Origin of the sequence: Psychrobacillus sp. OK032, from assembly GCF_900111345.1 — a bacterium.
Classification (GTDB): Bacteria; Bacillota; Bacilli; order Bacillales_A; family Planococcaceae; genus Psychrobacillus.
On record NZ_FOGY01000002.1, the window covers coordinates 530,254 to 549,617 of the forward strand.

The following is a 19,364-nucleotide window of genomic DNA, read 5'->3' on the forward strand; positions in this document are numbered from 1 at the left end:
CGACAGTTGCACCTACTCTCTTGCTGCTTATAATGTTGGATTCTTTTTTATTATTTCTTTTAGTTCCTCTATAAAAACCGTTATATCTTTAAATTGACGATAGACAGAAGCGAAGCGAACATAAGCAACTTCATCTACTTCCGCAAGCTTGTCCATTACTTTTTCTCCAACTTCCTCCGATTTCACTTCGGAATTTCCTGCTCTTCGTAATTCTTTTTCAATCGAAAACACGATTTCTTCTAGTTGATCTAGCGCAACTGGTCTCTTCTCGCATGCACGTATCAGACCCCGAAGTACTTTTTCACGACTAAATTCTTCTCTAGATCCATCTTTTTTCACGACGATTAAAGGGGTTTCTTCTACTTTTTCAAATGTTGTAAATCGAAATCCACAATCTTCGCACTCTCTTCTTCTTCTAATCGCCTTATTATCATCAACAGGCCTAGAATCAACAACTTTTGTACCATTATATTGACAAGTTGGACATCTCATTTTTCTCTCACCTAATTCCTTACATTCATTTGTATATCTATTATAACAGTATTAGCTAATCAATTACGACTTGGTGTAATTACGTCCAAATTTCGAATGGCAATTTAAAGGCCTACAGGTTGTAGGTCATGGCAATCGTTGCGGTAAAAGTTCTTTTACGACGAGCTTTCTAAAAAGAAGGGCTATGTGAACTTAGACTGCCTTCCTCGATTGCTTTATATAATTTGTGACATCCGCCGTAGGTTTTAACTTGCTTCAGCAGGGAGCTCAAATTCCCTGCTGAAGCAAGTTAAAATCGAAAAAGCAGAGGAATCGCTTCCTCTGCTAAGTCATCTAGGCTAAGTTATTACGCTTGAACTGTCATGCGTGACTTAGGTGCATTAACTGGACCCATACCACGAGGCATTTCAATCGTTTCGCGTATTCCAGCATTAAGAGCATCTGCAATATAATTAGCTGCAATTGACGGGTCTAAATCACCACATGTATACACATCAATGCTCGCATAACCATGCTCTGGAAAGCTGTGAATCGTTAAATGTGATTCGGAAATTATAACGACTCCACTTACACCTTGTGGTGCAAATTTGTGAAATGCAACTTCTCTGACTTCCGCACCAGACTTCAGTGCAGCATCAACAAATGTTTGCTCGATAAATTGCATATCGTTAAGTTTGTCGAAATCGCATTCCCATAGTTCTGCAATAATGTGACGTCCCATTGTTTCCAATGTCCGTTTCCCCCTTTGATAAGTTTTATTTTAAAGCAATCAAAGTTGACTACCACGGGGGAAAGTTAGTCCAAAGAGGTCCTAACCCTTTAAGTAGTCCATGTACGCGAAGTACACGATTATCATTATATGATGTATTAATCAAATAAGCAACAAATAAAAAATTATCCACCAAAAAAAGATAGTTCGCAATATAGAGATAATGCGTCGTAAAGAAGTTACCGCTGGGATTTCCGCTACAGGGCGGACGCTTTCCGCGGGCATGGCTTCAGCCTCCTCGTCGCTTTGCTCCTGCGGAGTCTTCAGCTCATGCTATTCCCGCTGGAGTCGCCGCCCTTCCGCTCCAATCCACTAAGCTTGCTAGCTAATCAGTGTCGTTGCCCTTAATCCAATCTTAAATAGCATTTCCTAAAATAAGATCCAATAAATAGTTGAACGAGACAAAATCCACTGTGAAAGCGACCAGCTATCCTTCGAACACTACAAACTTATTCTTAATAAAACTTTCACTTATCATGAGATGGCATTTTCTAATTAGCTTTTATATATTGCACAAATGCATCACTATATGGCGAATATGCTCTGGTATATTTCGAGTAATAAAATAATGTCCATAAAATGATTATAACTGCTATATTTTCATGGTAAAAGTCATCCAAATACCATAGGAGTTATAAGATCCTAAGTCATAAAAAAACCTCTTTCTAAAAATTTTAGAAAGAGGTTTTAATTTTAACAACTGGAAACTAGTTTTAGTCCATGCGCTACTTTTTTCGTCAAATCAACTACACGTGCAGAATAACCCCACTCGTTGTCATACCAAGCAAGTACCTTTACTTTTCGATCACCAATGACCATTGTCGTTAATCCATCTATAGTAGAGGAAGCAGTAGAAGTATTAAAATCAATGGAAACAAGTGGCTCGGTTGTAAAACCTAAAATTCCTTTCATAGATCCTTCAGAAGCTTGGATAAATGCTTCATTTATTTCTTCAACAGTAACATCTCTTTGTACATCTACGACTAAATCAACTAAAGAAACATTCGGAGTAGGTACACGGAGTGCCATACCATGAATCTTCCCTTCTAGCTCTGGTAACACCAATGTAAGCGCTTTTGCCGCACCTGTAGATGTCGGAATAATAGATTGACCACATGAACGTGCACGTCTCAAATCATTATGAGGATTATCAAGATTGTTTTGATCATTTGTATATGCGTGAACCGTTGTCATTAAACCATTCTCAATACCAAACGTATCATTTAATACTTTTGCAACTGGAGCTAAACAATTTGTCGTGCAACTTGCATTGGAGATAATATGATGATTTTCTAAATCTAATTTATCGTCATTTACACCCATCACAATAGTTGCATCTTCATTTTTTGCGGGAGCAGTGATAATTACTTTTCTTGCTCCAGCTGTTAAATGAGCACCTGCTTTTACACCATCATTAAATTTCCCAGTTGACTCGATTACGATGTCGACATTCAACTCTTTCCAAGGCAAATTCGCTGGATCACGATCATTTACGATTTGAACTCGTTTCCCATTAACAACTAGTGCATTTTCTTCTATTTTTACTTCTCCTGTAAAAGTACCATGTGTAGAGTCGTATTTGATTAGGTGTGCTAATGTTTCTAAAGGGTATCTTGCGTTAATTGCCACAACGTTTAACTCTTCCTGTACGATCGCTTGGCGAAACACCATTCGTCCAATACGTCCAAAACCATTAATTGCAATTGAAGCTGTCATGTGAAAATCCTCCTGTAACTGTGTGATACTTTATATTTTATAACTTGTGATTAGTATAACACATTATATCAATCATGTAGCCCCAATTTTAAAGAAAGATATTTTTATTTTTATCTGGTTTTTTGTCCTTGTTCCACAAGTCTTTTGCCTAGATAATGCATAGCAATTACTTATATAGTGATCGCAAATCACCTCTTATAAAAAGACCGTAAACAGCTCGTTCTTCGAGGTGTTGTTTACGGTCTTTAATGCTACGCGATCAACAAGTTCCAATCGCTTAATATTTTTTTCAATTGTTGTTCCGTCGATTCCAATGTCCCATTGTTATAAATAACCGCATCCGCTTCTTTTTCTTTAATAGATAATGGAAGTTGTGATTGGATTCTTGCTTTTGCTTCTTCTAGTGTAAAATTATTTCGAGCCATTAAACGTTCCAATTGCGTTTCCTCTGTAACCGTAACAACTAATATTTTCTCTACATACGATTGCAGTTTACTTTCAAATAACAATGGGATATCCATAATAATTGTTGGACGATCTTTCTTTAGAAGCTCCCCTTTTTGACGAAGCATTTCTACACGAATTGCCGGATGGATAATATCATTTAATCGTTTTCGTTTGGAAGGACTAGAAAAAATAATTTCGCCTAGTTTTCCGCGGTTTAAGGAACCATCTTCTGCAATTACCTCTTGGCCAAATGCTTCCTTTATCATTTCCAGTGTTTCCGTTCCTTTTTCAACGACTACACGGGCTACAAGATCAGCATCCACAATTGGGTATCCCAATTCCTTTAGCATATTCGAAACGGTACTTTTCCCACTTGCAATACTTCCAGTTAAACCTATGATCATAACAATCCTCCATTATTTCTGACATGAGCCACAATAAGTGGAGGTTCTACCACCTATCGTTTTTTGCAGCGTTTTTCGACCACAAATAGGGCAATTCTTTTTACTGTACATTTGCAATCTATTTTGCATATTTCCAGCTCCACCGTTAATAGTACGATAATCAGAAATCGTACTTCCTCCATTTTCAATACTATCGAGAAGCACAATGACGATTTCATTAAATAATTGTATTTTTCTTTCCTTACTAATTCGTTTCACTTTTCGAGCTGGATGCATTCTTAATCGAAATAATGCTTCCGTAGCATAAATATTTCCACAACCCGATACGACATGTCCATCCATGATAAATTCCTTTATCGCTTTATTTTCATATTTTGGTAAAACACTCATCGCCAAATAATGATCTAAAGCTTCCTGGTCAAATGGTTCTGGAGCCATTAACAATAATGGTGGATAATCTGCTTCGCTTTCTAATAAACGAAGCTCTCCGAATCGTCTAATATCAGCATATACAAGCATGTCACCTTCCTCTAAATGAAAGATGACATGTGAATGCCGTATAAATTTTTCTTCTCCAATCTCATGCAAGTTTCGAACGTAAAACCAAGCCCCAGACATTCCTAAATGTGAGACGAGTAAATGAGGAACCCCATCTTTTATAAGATGAAAATAAATGTATTTAGAACGTCTATCAATTCTTTCAATCGTCATTTGAAGTAGTGCTTCCCTGAAAACATCTACATCTGCCCCTTTAATGATGGCTTCTTTGCCATTAGCTTTAGATGTAATGATTGTTTCAGAGACATCTACAGATTGAATTGTTTTGCCCGTCGCAATTGGTCGCAATGACCGAACGACCCCTTCTACTTCCGGTAATTCAGGCATATTCAAAACTCCTTATTTCGTTTCGTACCAAGAAGCACCAAATGCATAATCCACTTTCATTGGAACAAGCAATTTGATCGCGGTATCCATTACTTCTGGTACAATTTTTTCGAGTAATGCAATCTCTTCCTTTGGTGCTTCGAAAATTAACTCATCATGCACTTGTAAAAGCATCTTCGTTTGCATCTTCTCATCTTTCAAACGTTGTGCCATATCAATCATCGCTTTTTTAATAATATCTGCCGCACTTCCTTGAATTGGTGTATTCATCGCGGTACGCTCAGCAAAACTTCTCAGATTAAAATTAGAACTCGTAATTTCAGGTAAATATCTTCTTCTATTTAATATCGTCGTAACAAATCCTTTTTGTTTAGCTTCCCGCACAATATCATCCATATATTCTTTTACACCTGGGAAACTATTTAAGTATTGCTCGATAAATGTTGCCGCTTCTTTTCGCGTTATGTCTAGGTTTTGCGATAGACCATAATCGCTAATGCCGTATACTATACCAAAGTTAACTGCTTTTGCCGCACGGCGCATGTCCGACGTCACATCTTCTGCATCTACATGGAAAACATCCATTGCCGTTTTCGTATGAATATCTAAATCGTTATTAAACGCTTCTACTAAGTTTTTATCTTCCGACATATGCGCAAGCACACGAAGCTCGATTTGGGAATAATCGGCTGCAAACATTACCCAATCAGGATGCGACGGTACAAATGCTTTTCGAATTTTTCTACCTTCCTCTAATCGGACTGGTATATTTTGCAAGTTCGGATTAATCGAACTTAACCGCCCTGTAGTAGTTAATGCTTGCTGGTAGCGCGTATGGATTTTCCCATCATCATCATGAATTTCTTTTAATAGACCTACAATATACGTTGAGTTTAACTTTCCTAATTGACGATAATGAAGAATTTGTTCAATAATTTCATGCTCTCCAGCTAATTTCTCCAGTACATCTGCTGCTGTAGAATAGCCAGTTTTCGTCTTTTTAATCGGGGTTAGTCCAATTTTTTCAAATAATATAACACCTAGTTGTTTAGGAGAATTAATATTAAATTTCTCCCCAGCGAGCGCATATATATTTTGCTCAATGGATTGCAGCTTTACTTCTAAATCATGGCCCATTTCGACGAGAATTTGTTTGTCTACTTGCACTCCGTCTGATTCCATCGTTCCTAGAATAGATGCAAGTGGTAATTCTAACTCTTTATACAATGCGAATTGCTCGTTTTCTTTCAGCTTTTCTTCTAAAGTCGGCTTTAACTGCCATATCGCTTGCGCTTTTCGAGCCGCATGTTCTGCAAGTTTCTCCAGCTCGGGCATCGATTTTTTCGCACCTTTTCCATAAACACTTTCGTCAGTCCATACATTATAGTTTCCGAATTCTTTTGCGAGTGTAGAAACGTCGCCAGAAGAGATGGATTGGTTGACAATATAAGCTGCTAATAGCAGGTCAAATTCTGCTCCTTGTATACTGACGCCATGTTTTCTACTCACTGCTTGTGTCGCTTTAGAGTCCGATAAAAATTTCTGTTTTGAATCATCCTCAAACCATGCACAAAAAGCATCAGATTGAAATGCTTTAGCACCCTGGATAAAATACGTTTCTTCCCCGTCTGATAATGCGATTCCTAGTAATTCACTCGTATGGTATTGTTCATCATACATTTCGAGATGAACAGCCATTTGGCCTTTGAGGATGGAAGCATCTACTTCCTCCAACACTTGATAATTTATTTCTGCAGTTTCCTGTTCTTCCGCAACAAAATCAGATTTCTCTAATAGTGTTTTAAACGAAAGCTCTTTCCAAATCTCCACTACATCTTCCATATTAGGTCCACTGTATGTTAGATCATCTAAGGTCACTTCAATTGGAGCACTTGTTTCAATTGTCGCAAGTGTTTTACTCATTTTCGCTTGTTCTTCGTTTGCAACTAACTTCTCTTTTAATTTCACTCCACTAACAGTGTCTAATGCTTGATAAAGATCTTCTACGGAACCGTGTTCTTTTAAAAGTTTGATCGCCGTTTTTTCACCGACTCCTGGCACACCTGGGATATTATCCGAGGCATCTCCCATGAGACCTTTCATATCAATAATTTGTAGTGGAGTTAGTCCATACTTTTCTTCAATATGTGCAGGTGTATATTTTTCAATATCTGTTATACCTTTTCGCGTAATATATACAGTCGTTCGGTCCGTTGCTAACTGCGTCAAATCCTTGTCACCTGATACAATGACAACTTGTTGACCTTTTGCATCTGCTTGTTTGCTTAACGTTCCAATGATATCGTCTGCTTCATACATTTCTAATTCATATCGTTTAATCCCATATGCATCAATTAGTTTTCGGACATAAGGGAATTGTTCCGATAGCTCGGGTGGTGTTTTCTGTCTTCCACCTTTATATTCACCGAACGTAGAGTGACGGAAAGTAGTTTTCCCAGCATCAAACGCTACAAGTATATGAGTTGGATTTTCCTCTTCCATAATTTTTTGCAGCATTAGCGTAAAACCATATACGGCATTTGTATGTATGCCATGTTCATTTGTTAATAATGGTAAAGCAAAGAAAGCTCGATAAGCGAGACTATTCCCATCCAATAAAAGAATTTTTTCGTTGGACATTCCATTCACTCCCTTAAATCTTAATCAAAAATGCCTTGGCTATTTGTTTCCGCTTCACTCCGTTCAGCTACACAGAAAAACATTGCTCCTGCGCAAAGCTCGTCGCAGAAAACAGTGCGTCCAGATTTTGAATGCGCATGAGACTGCCTTCTTCTACTCCATTCAAAATCTGTGACATCCGCCGGAAGCTTAGCTTTAACTTAATTCAGCCATGTTTGATGAATTAAGTTAAAATAAAATCGTCATTCCCTATATCTTACCATGATAGTAAGGGGAATGACGATTCATAAACTATTCTAAGTAACCCGAAAGAATTCTCGCATAAGGAGAGTCAGATGGAATAATAATCATCGAATCTTCCCCAATAGTTCGCTTATAAGATTCAAGCGTCCGGTAAAGAGAATAAAACTCTGGATCTTTAGAGAAACTTTGGTTGTAAATTTTTGCAGCCTCAGCATCACCTTCTGCAGCAATCATTGCAGCTTCTTTTTTGGCAGTTGCAAGCATTTCTCTTACTTTACGATCTGTGTCTGCTTCAATACGACGTTTATCTGCGTCACCTGTAGATAAAAACTTTTGTGCTATACTTTGTCTTTCTGAAATCATCTCATTGTATACGGATTGCTCATTTTCTTCGGGTAAGTCTGTTCGTTTGATACGAACATCTATTACTTCAATACCGTAATTGTCTTTTTTAAGTAATTCATTTACATGAGTTGTAATCTGATCATTTAAACTTCCTCGAGAAGAATTTTCATCATTAATAATCTCACTATATTCTAGTTGACCAAGTTCTGAACGTACTACTGAATAGATGAATTCTTCCATACGTGATCCTGCATTAATGAGATTACCTGCATTCGAGATCATTTCTTTTGCATTTACAACTCGCCAAACCGCATAATTATCAATAATAATTCGACGTTTATCTTTCGTGTTAATCTCTGCTTCTGATAATTTATAGTTCATTTGATATTTAGGGACGGTTGCAATACTTTGTATAAATGGAATTTTCATATGCAATCCCGGTGTATCTTTGATGTCCTTGATCTCCCCGAACTGGCGAACTACTTTAAACTCTCCTTCTTTCACGACATAAACATTTGCAAAAGCGATTACAATAACGACGAACACAATGAAAATACCGATAAATGGCTTTGTATATTTTTTGTAGTCTATTGGTGTTTTTTCTTTTTGTGGTTTTTTATTATTTTGCATTGCATTAAATTTATTCTCTAAATTGGAAAATGGATTATGATTGTCTGCCATTATTGTCCACTCCCTTCTTCTGTTTCTGTAGCCGCTGGTGGTGGTGTTTGCTTATTCGATTCGAGTGGTTGGAGCGGCAAATACTTCATCGTGCCACCATCATCATTCATAATATAAATTTGAGCATTCGGTAATACTGCATCGAGCGTCTCCATTACCAGTCGCTGTCTAGTAATCTCTTTATTGTTCGCATATTCTGCGTAAAGCTTATTGAATAGTTCTACATCCCCAAGCGCTTGTTGGATACGAGCCGTTTTATATCCATTTGCTTCAGAAATGACAGCATCTTTTTCCCCTTCAGCCTCACTCATTTTTTGGTTCTCATATTTCTCAGCTTGGTTTACTTTTGTGTTCTTTGTTTCTTCCGCATCAGTTACAGCAGTAAATGCAGATCGTACTTCTGCATTTGGAAGCTCCACGTCTTGTAGTTTCACAGTAAGTACGGTTATTCCAATGTCATATTTGTCTATTAAAGAGCCTAATAGTTCAACGGTATCTGCTTCAATTTGCGCTTTTCCTGATGTTAAAGCATCATCGATTCTGGAGTTCCCGATAATGGATCGAATAGAAGCCGAAGTGGCATCATGTAATAATTCTTTCGGACTTTCGGAGTTAAATAAATATGCTTTTGGATCGGTAATCTTCCATTGTACAACTAAGTCCGTTAAGACAATATTATCGTCTCCAGTGATCATTTTTGTATCTTTATCGAAAGATTCTATTTCTCCATCTGGTGATTGTTTATATCCAAATTGTAGACTAAATGTTTCTTTTGATAGTTTCTCTACTTTTTGAATTGGCCAAGGCATTTTAAATTTCAATCCTGGATCTGTAATAGGGTCCCCAGCTTCACCAAATGTAATGACAATTGCTTGTTCTGATTCGTCTACTGTATACCAAGATGTAAATACAGCAGATAATAAAATGATTCCTATGATTGAAGCAACAATGATGGATATTAATCTCTTTGTACTCATAGTATTTCCCCTTTCTGTATGTATAATTCTTTTACGGAATAAGAACCCATTTGGTTTCAAAAATAAAAAATTAACTATGTTTATAAAGGAGAGTTTGAGCAATCTAGGAATAGCTTGAATTTCCACTGCAGGGCGGAAATCCTAGTGTAAACAAATTAAGGCTCAATATCCCTATTTTACGTTTCATATAAAAAGCGACATAATTTTGTTGTTTGAAGAAAATTATCTACTTAATATGCATTTTTTTTAATAAAATAAAAAAAAGCTAGCGGAGGGCTAGCTTTTTTCGGTAAATCGTTTGGAAAAGGGGTCTATTTAAATGTAACAGACGATTGTAAATCTATTATGAATATATTGTAAATTTTACCTTACCAATTATTATTTTTATATTTCTTATAATAGTTAAACTGGCGGGCAATTAAATATAGTTTTCTTGGGAGACTTGTATCTTTCTTATAAAATAATGGATTTCCCCATTTTCCTCTTCTTAACAGATGTCTTACTTCTCTTTGAATTTCTTTATTTTCCACAAACTTCTTTAACACAATCTTCGGCACTACTGTGAACAAATAATGTTCGTTTAATAATGTTAGCGGTTTTGCTTTGTTATAAATAACGTCGTCTACAAAATATCTCGCCATATTATGTCCAAGCGCCGTCGTATAATAACTCGAACGCCCTTGACGAATATTCACTTCGAACACCTTAAATTTACCATCGCGTTCATCAAACTTCAAATCGAAGTTTGCAAATCCGACATACCCTACTGCTTCTAAAAAATGTTGAAGCTTTGTCATCAATTCTTCGTTATATCTCGTAATTAGTGCCGTATAGTTTCCAATTGCAGTAACCGTATGTTCTTGCAGAACAACTTGTGCAAGCGTACTTAATTGCGCTTTTCCCTTCGAATTCATATAAAATACAGAATCCCACATATACGTATCATCGCCGGGAATATAATCTTGAATGATTAGATCCTCCATATACCCACTAGCATTCACTTTGTTAATGACATTATTAAGTTCTTCACGGGATTCTACACGATATACTTTTTGTTGCCCAGGAAATTTATTTTTATAATATTGAACCCCATTACTTGGTTTAATGATTAACGGAAACAATACTTCTTCTGTAAAAGGCTCTTTTTTAGCACAAGAATAATAGTATGTTTTTGGTGCATCAATACCATGTTCCTCGCAAAGCTTATAAAAATTAGATTTTACAAGAAGATTATTCATTAACTCTTCTGACATATAGTTAAATACATACATTTCTTTCAATGCTTTGGCATTTTCGATAATTAGTCGGACATAAAAATCATTTGTACCGATTAATAACAATTGCTTTCCAGCTTTTTTATATTTCATCGCCACTTCCGTTAAAACAGTGACAAACGCAGCTTTATCCCATAGATTCGGATGAATTTCAATATGATCAATGACACTGCTCCATTTCGTAAAGGACATCTCTTCCTTTCCGACTAAAACTGGTTTTAAATTATACTCCTCATGAAATGAAATAGCCATATTATAAGCATTCATATCTGTCCCCACAATAATTGGGATAAATCGTTCGTTATTCATATTTACCTCCATTAACTTTGCACAAGTGGAATGTACACTATAAAACATGTACCTTTACCGACTTCACTTTCTACTTCTATCAACCCGTGATGTGCTTCTACAAGATGCTTCACGATCGCAAGACCTAAGCCCGTGCCACCTGAGTTTCTACTTCTTGCGCGATCCACACGATAAAACCGTTCGAATATTCGACTAATCTCTTTTTTACTAATCCCAATTCCTTCATCTTGAATTCGGAATATACCATATTTTTCGTTTTTGAAAATGGAAATATGTAAAGTTGTATGATCAGGTGAATACGTAATTGCATTTGTCACTAAGTTCATCAAAATTTGCATTAAACGATTGGAATCTCCTAATACATTCACCGAGTCTTCTACCGCTAATGCCAATTCTATTTCTTTTTCTTCCAATAGATGTGTAGACATCTCAATGCAACGATTCAATACTTCTTTCAAGTTTACTTTATACAAATTTACTTCATAACCTACTTGTTCTACTTTGGAAAGGTCTAATAAATCGGTAATAAGCATTTGCAATCGATTACTTTCTTTATGAATAATTTCAAGAAAAGACAGTAATGTATCTTCATTTTTGTACGCTCCGTATAGTAATGTCTCTGAAAACCCTTTAATAGAAGTTACCGGTGTTTTGAGTTCATGGGAGACATTTGCTACAAAATCTTTGCGTACTTGCTCTAACTTAATAAGTTCTGTGATATCGTGCATAACCACAACGATGCCTAGCCATCTTCCATGCTCTCCAATTACAGGTGCCCCATAAGCATCCATATAATAAGTATGTAAGTTTCGCTTAATTTGAATTTGTTCGCGGTATGAGGATTCCGTTAAAAATAACTTATCTATAAAAGATTCTATTTTATCCGGGAGACCGATTTTACGAAATAGCTTTCCATCAATATTTTCAAAGGAAATTTGCAATTGCTCTAAAAATGACCGATTCACAATCGTTACAAATCCATTTCGATCAATCATAATTAAGGCACTGCCCATGTTCTCAATTAAAGTTTTTAACCGTTCTTTTTCCGTTTCGCGCATAACAGAAATATCATGTAAATTGCGCGCTAGTATATTGATGGAATTACTTAATGTAGCCATACCCGAAAAATCATCTTCAAACGCCCGTATACGATAGTTACCTCTTGCAAGTTCCATTGCTGTTTCAGTTAAATGTTCAATTGGTTGTGCATACTTTTTAAATATATTTGCTCCCAAAACTAAAGCAACAAGAAATGTGATGAATAATACAAAAAATAAAAATAACCATAGTGATTGTTGTTCATTCGCAATTTCATTATGTTGAAGCGTAGAGCTTAATATTTGTTTTATAGTCGCTTGCTCTTCTTTTGAAAGTTCTGTTGCAGCTAAATCTGTAGATATTTGCTTCATTTTAGAGTCGATTAAAACAACAGTGGAGTGATGAACAAAAATAGGATATAGTTGTCCAAGTACGAGACCAAGACTAGCTAATATTAATCCAATTACTATAGAATACGTTCGTAATATTTTGGATTGAAATCTCTTCATTACGATTTAGGTTCCTCAAATTTATATCCTAGACCTCTAATTGTTTTGATGAAAATTGGTTTTCTACTATTTTCTTCAATTTTATCACGTAAATGACTAACATGAACATCCACAATTCGCGTATCTCCTGCAAAATCATAGTTCCAGACAGCACTTAATAATTGGTCGCGTGTAAGTACTCTGTTTTTGTTTTCGATTAAGTAAACAAGTAATTCAAATTCCTTAGGTGTAAACTCAATAGGTTCTTCATTTAAAAGCACTTCAAATCGCTCTGGATAAATTTGCAACGGTCCAAACGAATACATTTCTTCTTTTTGCTTTATTTCATTCATCTGATGCTCAGAAGAAATGTTAGAACGTCGTATCATTGCTTTTACACGAGCCGTAACTTCACGTGGGCTAAACGGTTTGGTCATATAATCATCCGCACCTAATTCTAGACCAAGTACTTTATCAAACTCTTCGTCTTTTGCGGTAAGCATAATAATCGGTGTTTGGATTTTTTTAGATCGCAATTCCTTGCATACTTCCATTCCGTCCATACGTGGCAACATCCAATCTAACAAAATGACATCTGGATGATCCTCGATTGCACAATTCAAGCCATCTAAACCGTCGTTTGCAGTAATGACCTCAAAACCTGCTTCTTCTAGATTATATTTTAATAATGTTACAATTGAGCTTTCATCATCCACAACTAATACTTTTTTCATTTTTTTTGCCTCCAAAGTTGATTTGAAACCCCCATTCCAAATCATTTGACTTCAAATGTCGACTTACTGTTCGATTGCTGGTGGATTAACGTAAAAAGTACCGGCCAACACTGCATTATTTTGTTCGTTTTTAGCAGTAACGGAAATTACTACTTCATTTGAACCTACATCAATATCCATTACTTCGAACTTAAACTTTAAAGTTGAATAGTGAAAAGCAGGTGCTAAAAAGCTGATGTTTTGCTTTGTTATATAAGCTCCCGGACCAGGTAAGTATTTGGAGATAGCAGCTGTAATAATACCCATTAACATAATTGGTGGGACAATAGGTTTTTTATAAATTGTTTTGGAAGCAAAATCGTGCTGAATATATAAAGGATTATTATCATTTGTTAACCCCAAGTATAGAAGTAAATCCTTATCTTCTATTTTCTCAGTAATTGTTAATTTTTCACCAACAATTAAATCATTTATATTCCTACCCTGTTTCTGTATTTTTCCCAATAACAAAATTTCATCCTCCCATCAATTAGCTATATCTATCTTAACAATAAGTACAAAAAAAATCGAGCGGGTTTCCCACACTCGATTAATATTATCATGAATTATGCTAAAACGTTCATAACCGCTCGAACAGAATCAGCAGATTTACTTAATAATCCTTTTTCTTCCTCTGTCAGTTCAAGCTCAATAATTTTCTCAATACCACCTGCACCAAGTACAGTTGGAACGCCAAGATATATACCATCCATACCATATTCGCCTTCTAAATAAGCAATAGATGGTAATACACGTTTTTGATCTCTAAGAATCGCTTCAGCCATTTCAACTAGTGACGCGGCTGGAGCATAATAAGCAGAGCCATTCCCTAGAAGATTAACGATTTCAGCTCCACCTTTACGAGTGCGTGCAACTATTGCTTCTAGACGGTCAGCGTCGATTAGGTTTTCTAATGGAATACCACCAGCATATGAATATCTTACTAATGGAACCATATCATCACCATGTCCACCAAGCACAAAACCTGTAACATCCTTAACAGAGAGGTTTAACTCTTTTGCTACAAACGTACGGAAACGAGCTGTATCAAGTACACCAGATTGTCCAATTACGCGTTCTTTTGACAGACCTGATTCTTTGTATACCGTATAAGTCATGGCATCTACTGGATTGGTTAATACGATAATAGTTGTATTTGGTGAATATTTTACAATTTCACTTGTTACTGCTTTCATTACTTTTTGGTTTGTTTGAACTAAATCGTCACGGCTCATTCCAGGTTTGCGTGCAATACCAGCAGTGATAATTACTAAATCCGAGTCTTTTGTATCTTCATAGTTAGAAGTACCAATAATATCAGCATCAAATCCTTGGACTGGTCCAGCTTGCGCCATATCTAAAGCTTTGCCCTTAGTTGCATTTTCTGCTTGAGGAATGTCTACTAATACAATATCACCAAGTTCTTTTTGAGCAAGTAGAAATGCAGTTGTTGCACCTGTAAATCCGCCACCGATTACTGAGATTTTACTTCTTTTCAATGTCATTAGAAAACTCTCCTTTTGTTTAAATCAATTACGCCTTGGCGTAGTTGCGTCCAGATTTTGAATCGATCTTGAGACCTACAGGATGTAGGTCATGCAGTCGTTGCGACAGGACATCGCGAATTTAGACTGCCTTCCTTGATTCCTTTCAAAATCTGCGACATCCGCCGGAGGCCTTATCTTCGTTCAGCGGGCGTTTGAACACCCACTGAACAGTAAACAAAACCGAATTCATCTCACCACCTATAGAGGTAGGTGGGAGTCTTCCGCTCCTGCGCAAGCTCGTCGCAAGAAAACATTTGCTGAATGAAGATAAAAGGAAGGGAAAATTCCCTTCCTTAAAAACCAAAATTCATTTTCAAATTACATGTTTTTGATAAGTTCATCAGCGAACTCAGAACATTTAACTTCCGTTGCTCCATCCATTAAACGAGCAAAGTCGTAAGTTACAACTTTAGCAGCAATAGATTTTTCCATGGAATCCATGATTAGTTTAGCAGCTTCGTTCCAACCAAGGTGTTCTAGCATTAATACACCTGAAAGGATTACTGAAGATGGGTTTACTTTATCAAGACCAGCATATTTTGGAGCTGTTCCGTGAGTTGCTTCGAAAATAGCATGTCCAGTTACATAGTTAATATTAGCACCTGGAGCGATACCAATTCCACCAACTTGAGCAGCTAATGCATCAGAAATATAATCTCCGTTTAAGTTCATTGTAGCAACTACATCAAACTCTTTAGGACGAGTTAAGATTTGTTGTAAGAAGATATCAGCGATTGAATCTTTTACTAAGACTTTACCAGCTGCAAGTGCATCTGCTTGTGCTTTGTCAGCAGCTTCTGTTCCTTGCTCTTCTTTAATTTGATCATATTGATTCCAAGTAAATACTTTATCACCGAATTCTTGCTCAGCAACTTCGTAACCCCAAGTTTTGAAAGCTCCTTCAGTGAACTTCATGATATTTCCTTTATGAACAAGTGTTAAAGATTCGCGACCTTCTTTAATAATATAGTTAAGTGCAGCGCGAACTAGACGTTTTGTACCTTCTTCAGAAACTGGTTTAATACCGATACCTGAAGTTTCAGGGAAACGGATTTTGTTAACGCCCATTTCGTTTTGAAGGAAATTGATTAATTTTTTAACTTCATCTGAACCATTAGCATATTCAATTCCTGCATAAATATCTTCTGTGTTTTCACGGAAAATAACCATATCAGTATCTTCAGGTCGTTTAACTGGTGAAGGAACACCATTGAAATAACGAACTGGACGTAAGCAAGTATATAAGTCAAGTTCTTGACGTAACGCTACGTTTAATGAACGAATACCACCACCGATTGGTGTAGTAAGTGGACCTTTTATAGCGATTAAATATTCTTTAATAACGTCTAAAGTCTCTTTTGGTAACCATTCTCCAGTTTGATCAAATGCTTTTTGACCAGCAAGTACTTCTTTCCATTCAATTTTCTTTTCACCGTTATATGCTTTTTCTACTGATGCTTCTAAAACGCGTGAAGCCGCTGCCCAAATGTCGGGACCAGTCCCGTCTCCTTCGATGAAAGGAATAATTGCTGTGTTTGGTACGTTAAGTACTCCGTTTTCTACAGTGATTTTACCAGTTGTCATTTTATCATTTCCTCCTAGTATATCTATAATGCTATCAATATCGAATAGATTGATTAAGTTTTACTCTTTTAAACAATATGATTATCTTTCCCCGATAGGAATATATTTTTGCATGCCGGGCCCGACATAATCTGCACGTGGACGGATTAAACGGTTGTTAGCGTATTGCTCTAAAATATGTGCAGTCCAACCAGATACACGTGATACTGCAAAAATAGGTGTGAATAGATCATGGTCAATGTTTAATGAATGATATACAGATGCAGAGTAGAAATCTACGTTAGGTGGTAAATTCTTTTGTCCAGTAACGATTTCTTCAATGCGAACAGACATATCATATAATTTCGACTCGCCACGAAGGGTAGTCAATTTCTTAGACATTTCACGTAAGTGTTTCGCACGTGGATCTCCTTTACGATATACACGGTGACCGAAGCCCATAATTTTCACTTTGTTTTCTAGTTTTTCATTAATATACTCGTCCACTTTATCTAGTGAACCAATTTCAGTTAACATTTTCATTACTTGTTCGTTTGCTCCACCGTGAAGTGGACCTTTTAAGGCTCCAAGGGCTGCTACAACACCTGAATACATATCTGATAGTGTAGCTACACAAACACGTGCAGTAAATGTAGACGCATTTAACTCATGGTCTGCATGTAGTACAAGCGCTTTGTCAAAAGCTTCTATTTCGATGTCATCTGGAAGATCACCAGAAAGCATGTACAAGAAGTTTGCAGCATATCCTAAATCTGTTTTAGGTGCAATTGGTTCCAAGCCTTTACGTACACGGGAAAATGCTGTTACTAATGTCGGAAGTTTTGCTTGTAATTCAATTGCTTTTAAGTAATTAGCCTCTTCGGACATATCTTCTGCAGCATTATCATATAATGCTAGCATAGATACAGCTGTTCTTAGCGCGGACATTGGGTGAACATTATCAATTGGATACGTTTTGAAATGATTTAAAACTTCTTGAGGTACAGCCATATTATCAGCTAATTGTTGTTTTAGTTCTGCTAGCTCATCTGCTTTGGGAAGGCGTTTATGCCATAATAAATACACTACTTCTTCAAAACTTGCATTTGTTGCTAAATCGTCAATATTGTAGCCAACGTATGTAAGTGTGTCATCAATGATAGAACTGATGGCAGTCTCCGCAGCTACAACACCTTCTAAACCACGAGTTGTTGTCATTTCGAAATCTCCCCTTCTACAGTATAATAATTCGCTCCACCTAATCGTTGAACGAAAAATCACCTGTATATATTATGTACCTTTTAATCCTTACAATCTTAGTATAATCATATTTGGCGATTTTGTGAATGAAAACGCTTAAAATTATTAAAAAATAATGTTTTAATATCCTAAATTTTTGAAAAGAATGGATGAAAATGATTACTCTACAAATAAATAAGAAAGAAATTGTATCTCTCTGGATACCATTTGGAATTATTATACTAATTGCGCTCGTTGCTTTTCCTTTATCTTTAGCAATTATATGTGGATATTTTTTATATCCCATTACCAATTTCTTTTATAAAAACGTTAAACTTCCTGTTGCTGTAAGCGTGCTTTTAACAGAAGCACTTATATTATCTAGTTTTATATTATTTTTATTTGTAATAGTACAAGCTCTCTTAGATATTCTTCCGCTAATACATGAACATATAATGTTATTACCGTTTGTTGAATTGAAGCAACATCCCATTTTCTTATTTTTTGAAGGTAAGTTTCAAAATTTATTAAACAAACTACTGAATGATTTATTATTAAATCTGACTAATTTACCTTCTTATTTTTTTGAAGTTTTTTTATTTAGTATTGGTCTATTCTTTTCTTTATACGAAACAACGAAAGATCGCCATTGGTTTCTCGTTTATTTTCCTAAAAAAGCCCGAAATTTTTCTCAAAGAGCGCTTAAAAAATCATCTGGCGTCATTAATAAATTTATATCCGTAGAGTTAAAACTATTTTTATTAACTTTTGTACTTTTATCGATAGGGTTCCAATTACTAGGTTTACATAATCCTGTAAAATATGCTTTTCTAGTATCTTTAGTAGATAGTATCCCTTTTTTAGGAACAGGCATTCTATTAATACCACTTAGTATTTACTTTTTCCTCATGGATCAACGTATGGCCGGGATAATCGTTCTACTTCTTTATCTATTTGTCCAGTTGACGAGGCATATCGTAGAAAACGTACTTTGGTCCTCCTCAATGCAAATAAAGGCTGTCCACGTATTCTTTCTGAGCGCGGCAGCCATTTTAATCTTTGGATTTATAGGAATATTATTTAGCCCGTTTATTTATTTAATCGCAAATAAGTGGGAAAACCTTACGAAGACTTCATCACGATAACTTGACCATTTTTCATCTTTTTACGAATCCAGCGATAGAGTAGCGGTTTAAATAGGTTTCGTGTAGGGGCGAATAAAAGCATAAAGCCGAGTAAATCTGAAATAAAACCCGGTAATATGACTAATATGGAACCGATAAAGACGAAGATTCCATTAATCGCAGCTTCCCCAGGTGCTTGAGCGTTTTTGATATTATCTGAAACTTCCCGGAAAGCTCTTATTCCTTGTCTTTTTGCAAAATAAGCACCGATAATTCCACTAGCTAAAATTAAGAGAATTGTATATCCAGCTCCGATTGTTTTACCAGATAAGAGCAGGATATATAATTCTATTGCTGGAATTAAAATGATAAGACCTATTATCCATTTCATAGATTCACCTTCCTTAGAA

The 19,364-nt window shown here is 36.1% G+C and carries 17 protein-coding genes; 1 reads left to right on the top strand and 16 read right to left on the bottom strand.

Annotated elements, in window-relative coordinates:
* Positions 1-27: 27 nt before the first annotated feature.
* From nrdR to citZ, 15 genes are all read right to left on the bottom strand, one after another.
* Positions 28-492, bottom strand: coding sequence for a transcriptional regulator NrdR (gene nrdR / locus BMZ04_RS06300; protein ID WP_093266868.1), 465 nt, complete (start codon positions 490-492; stop codon positions 28-30).
* A 346-nt stretch (positions 493-838) separates the two neighbouring features.
* Entirely contained in the window at positions 839-1,222 is a 384-nt protein-coding gene (gene speD, locus BMZ04_RS06305) for an adenosylmethionine decarboxylase (protein WP_093266869.1), read from the bottom strand.
* 732 nt (positions 1,223-1,954) lie between these two features.
* On the bottom strand, positions 1,955-2,977 hold the full coding sequence (locus BMZ04_RS06310) for a glyceraldehyde-3-phosphate dehydrogenase (RefSeq protein WP_093266870.1): 1,023 nt from the start codon (positions 2,975-2,977) through the stop codon (positions 1,955-1,957).
* A gap of 251 nt (positions 2,978-3,228) precedes the next feature.
* A complete protein-coding gene (coaE, locus tag BMZ04_RS06315) occupies positions 3,229-3,828 on the bottom strand; it encodes a dephospho-CoA kinase (RefSeq protein ID WP_093266871.1) in 600 nt (199 codons plus the stop codon).
* A 12-nt stretch (positions 3,829-3,840) separates the two neighbouring features.
* Positions 3,841-4,713, bottom strand: coding sequence for a bifunctional DNA-formamidopyrimidine glycosylase/DNA-(apurinic or apyrimidinic site) lyase (gene mutM, locus BMZ04_RS06320; protein ID WP_093266872.1), 873 nt, complete (start codon positions 4,711-4,713; stop codon positions 3,841-3,843).
* Between the two features lie 12 nt (positions 4,714-4,725).
* A complete protein-coding gene (gene polA, locus BMZ04_RS06325) occupies positions 4,726-7,353 on the bottom strand; it encodes a DNA polymerase I (RefSeq protein WP_093266873.1) in 2,628 nt (875 codons plus the stop codon).
* A gap of 291 nt (positions 7,354-7,644) precedes the next feature.
* A complete protein-coding gene (gene hflC, locus BMZ04_RS06330) occupies positions 7,645-8,622 on the bottom strand; it encodes a protease modulator HflC (RefSeq protein ID WP_093266874.1) in 978 nt (325 codons plus the stop codon).
* Entirely contained in the window at positions 8,622-9,599 is a 978-nt protein-coding gene (gene hflK / locus BMZ04_RS06335) for an FtsH protease activity modulator HflK (protein ID WP_093266875.1), read from the bottom strand. Before hflK ends, hflC begins: the two co-directional genes overlap by 1 nt.
* A gap of 368 nt (positions 9,600-9,967) precedes the next feature.
* Entirely contained in the window at positions 9,968-11,182 is a 1,215-nt protein-coding gene (locus tag BMZ04_RS06340) for a carboxylate--amine ligase (protein WP_093266876.1), read from the bottom strand.
* Between the two features lie 11 nt (positions 11,183-11,193).
* Positions 11,194-12,729 carry a two-component system histidine kinase PnpS gene (gene pnpS / locus BMZ04_RS06345; protein ID WP_093266877.1) on the bottom strand — a complete coding sequence of 512 codons (1,536 nt, stop codon included), beginning with the start codon at positions 12,727-12,729 and terminating at the stop codon, positions 11,194-11,196.
* Positions 12,729-13,442, bottom strand: coding sequence for a response regulator transcription factor (locus BMZ04_RS06350; protein WP_093266878.1), 714 nt, complete (start codon positions 13,440-13,442; stop codon positions 12,729-12,731). Before BMZ04_RS06350 ends, pnpS begins: the two co-directional genes overlap by 1 nt.
* 63 nt (positions 13,443-13,505) lie before the next feature.
* Positions 13,506-13,952, bottom strand: a complete 447-nt coding sequence (locus BMZ04_RS06355; protein WP_093266879.1) for a MaoC/PaaZ C-terminal domain-containing protein — start codon at positions 13,950-13,952, stop codon at positions 13,506-13,508.
* A 95-nt stretch (positions 13,953-14,047) separates the two neighbouring features.
* Positions 14,048-14,986 (bottom strand): malate dehydrogenase, encoded by a 939-nt coding sequence (mdh, locus tag BMZ04_RS06360; protein WP_093266880.1) that lies wholly within the window; start codon positions 14,984-14,986, stop codon positions 14,048-14,050.
* 360 nt (positions 14,987-15,346) lie between these two features.
* Positions 15,347-16,612: an NADP-dependent isocitrate dehydrogenase gene (gene icd, locus BMZ04_RS06365; protein WP_093266881.1), complete on the bottom strand. Its 1,266-nt coding sequence runs from the start codon at positions 16,610-16,612 to the stop codon at positions 15,347-15,349.
* 81 nt (positions 16,613-16,693) lie between these two features.
* Complete coding sequence (gene citZ, locus BMZ04_RS06370; RefSeq protein ID WP_093266882.1) at positions 16,694-17,809, bottom strand: citrate synthase; 1,116 nt, start codon at positions 17,807-17,809, stop codon at positions 16,694-16,696.
* 191 nt (positions 17,810-18,000) lie between these two features.
* Between citZ and BMZ04_RS06375 the strand changes: the two genes are divergently transcribed.
* Positions 18,001-18,975, top strand: a complete 975-nt coding sequence (locus tag BMZ04_RS06375) for an AI-2E family transporter (protein WP_093266883.1) — start codon at positions 18,001-18,003, stop codon at positions 18,973-18,975.
* Here BMZ04_RS06375 and BMZ04_RS06380 read toward each other — a convergent pair.
* On the bottom strand, positions 18,953-19,345 hold the full coding sequence (locus tag BMZ04_RS06380; protein ID WP_093266884.1) for an FxsA family protein: 393 nt from the start codon (positions 19,343-19,345) through the stop codon (positions 18,953-18,955). The genes BMZ04_RS06375 and BMZ04_RS06380 overlap by 23 nt on opposite strands.
* Between the last annotated feature and the right edge of the window lie 19 nt (positions 19,346-19,364).

Bases quoted from the DNA above. Each gene is read 5' to 3' on its own strand.
- hflC (WP_093266874.1), bottom strand. From the start codon at position 8,622: ATGGCAGACAATCATAATCCATTTTCCAATTTAGAGAATAAATTTAAT.
- BMZ04_RS06310 (WP_093266870.1), bottom strand. From the start codon at position 2,977: ATGACAGCTTCAATTGCAATTAATGGTTTTGGACGTATTGGACGAATG.
- pnpS (WP_093266877.1), bottom strand. From the start codon at position 12,729: ATGAAGAGATTTCAATCCAAAATATTACGAACGTATTCTATAGTAATT.
- mdh (WP_093266880.1), bottom strand. From the start codon at position 14,986: ATGACATTGAAAAGAAGTAAAATCTCAGTAATCGGTGGCGGATTTACA.
- BMZ04_RS06380 (WP_093266884.1), bottom strand. From the start codon at position 19,345: ATGAAATGGATAATAGGTCTTATCATTTTAATTCCAGCAATAGAATTA.
- BMZ04_RS06350 (WP_093266878.1), bottom strand. From the start codon at position 13,442: ATGAAAAAAGTATTAGTTGTGGATGATGAAAGCTCAATTGTAACATTA.
- BMZ04_RS06340 (WP_093266876.1), bottom strand. From the start codon at position 11,182: ATGAATAACGAACGATTTATCCCAATTATTGTGGGGACAGATATGAAT.
- nrdR (WP_093266868.1), bottom strand. From the start codon at position 492: ATGAGATGTCCAACTTGTCAATATAATGGTACAAAAGTTGTTGATTCT.
- mutM (WP_093266872.1), bottom strand. From the start codon at position 4,713: ATGCCTGAATTACCGGAAGTAGAAGGGGTCGTTCGGTCATTGCGACCA.
- BMZ04_RS06375 (WP_093266883.1), top strand. From the start codon at position 18,001: ATGAAAATGATTACTCTACAAATAAATAAGAAAGAAATTGTATCTCTC.
- citZ (WP_093266882.1), bottom strand. From the start codon at position 17,809: ATGACAACAACTCGTGGTTTAGAAGGTGTTGTAGCTGCGGAGACTGCC.
- polA (WP_093266873.1), bottom strand. From the start codon at position 7,353: ATGTCCAACGAAAAAATTCTTTTATTGGATGGGAATAGTCTCGCTTAT.
- icd (WP_093266881.1), bottom strand. From the start codon at position 16,612: ATGACAACTGGTAAAATCACTGTAGAAAACGGAGTACTTAACGTACCA.
- hflK (WP_093266875.1), bottom strand. From the start codon at position 9,599: ATGAGTACAAAGAGATTAATATCCATCATTGTTGCTTCAATCATAGGA.
- coaE (WP_093266871.1), bottom strand. From the start codon at position 3,828: ATGATCATAGGTTTAACTGGAAGTATTGCAAGTGGGAAAAGTACCGTT.